Raw genomic sequence first — 1,416 nt, 5'->3', positions numbered from 1 at the left:
AAGAGACTAAGGATAAAATACTGGATAATCAGGACACCAATCAGAAAGCTAATGAAAGTAGTAATTTTGGTGAACATGTAAAAAATGAAAATCAGCTTACTGAAAATTGGAACAATACCAATCAGGCACATAACGTAAATAATTATGAAAAATATAAAGATAAAACAATTTCCCAAATGGAAAAACCCATTGTAAAAGATAAACAATTGCAAGGTTTGTTTGATGATCTATATAGGGAGAATGCAAAAATTGGAAGTGGAAGTACAGCTGATGCAGTTCGTCACGAGTTATCTACAGGGCAAAGTGTTGGAGGAAAAACACATTCTCAAAAAGCTGAAGATTATTCAAGAGCTTTACAAGATTGGATAAAAAGAAACCCCACAGCACCTAGTGGTGATAGAGCAGCTGCTGAAAATGTTTTAAAAGATTTACAAAATGCATTGAAAGGTAAATAGAAATGTTTAACTATACTGATTTTACAAATAAATTTAAGATATTATCTGTTGTTATTGAAAGTGAAATAAATAAAAATTATTCATATTGGGAACCGGAATCCCCTCCCTTAACGGTATTGTTTTCAAATATTGGAAAATGTTTATTTAATGAATTTGATAACCTTGATGAAATAAATAAAAAATATTTATTCAAATTGATAGAGGAAGGAATATCATCTTCAGATGATAAATTAGCTAACGCTACTGCAACAGGACTTATAGAAGCAATAGTCAACAACTCAACATCAAACCCAGAACAATGGAAAAAATTTGAGGAAGGACTATTAAAAAAGTCTAAAGAGTATGCTTTAGCTTTTCGTAACCAATAAGTATTTAAGGTAGACCTCCACCTAACCCTCGTGGATCTTACTTATTATCTTTTAGAACTGCATCGCAAGTTCAATAATTAACTTGCCTTGTTCAATCTTAATGATAACAGGGCAGCCCACATAAAAGCCTATCTGCTCCAGCCACCTGCCTTTAATGGTCAGTTGCGGTTTGGGGTTGGGCTTTGTGCCTTGTGGCATGTAACTCACGGTATAAAACCGCTCATTGAGTTGTGATGTTAGTGCACCGTTAATCTGCGCTATTATTTACTGTGTTATGTTACTTCTCTTGTTTAGCTCGCTCGGTTTTAATCAACCAAGCAACTGCTTAGCTTGATGTTTTAAAATCATCGCATCTAAAATCTCTTTTATTGACTTCTGCTCGTCAGCACTCATCTGCTTGACCACCTAAAACTTAAGCTTAAGCTCGTCCCGTGGCTTTAGTTCCTCGCTTTTTCAACTATCCACTAATCAAAATCATAGCGAAAATAAAGCGGATTATAAAGTCAGTAGCAGCAGTGTTGGCGTCAGCACCATTGGCATGCCATCAATGCCAGCCGGTTATAATAAAAAAGACAATGAACAATCGATAACGC

The 1,416-nt window shown here is 35.0% G+C and carries 3 protein-coding genes; 2 read left to right on the top strand and 1 reads right to left on the bottom strand.

Annotated features, from left to right (window positions below):
• Positions 1 to 455: hypothetical protein (locus J3U57_RS12630; RefSeq protein ID WP_267344992.1), on the top strand; the 455-nt coding region annotated here is incomplete at its 5' end.
• A 2-nt stretch (positions 456 to 457) separates the two neighbouring features.
• Positions 458 to 823 carry a hypothetical protein gene (locus tag J3U57_RS12625; RefSeq protein WP_267344991.1) on the top strand — a complete coding sequence of 122 codons (366 nt, stop codon included), beginning with the start codon at positions 458 to 460 and terminating at the stop codon, positions 821 to 823.
• Positions 824 to 874: 51 nt separating this feature from the next.
• Here the strand turns inward: J3U57_RS12625 and J3U57_RS12620 are convergent, their stop codons facing one another.
• Complete coding sequence (locus tag J3U57_RS12620; RefSeq protein WP_267344994.1) at positions 875 to 1,075, bottom strand: SymE family type I addiction module toxin; 201 nt, start codon at positions 1,073 to 1,075, stop codon at positions 875 to 877.
• Positions 1,076 to 1,416 lie beyond the last annotated feature (341 nt).

The sequence above is a fragment of the Gilliamella sp. B3464 genome (assembly GCF_026536145.1).
GTDB lineage: Bacteria > Pseudomonadota > Gammaproteobacteria > Enterobacterales > Orbaceae > Gilliamella.
This window is presented reverse-complemented; position numbering and strand designations above follow the sequence as displayed.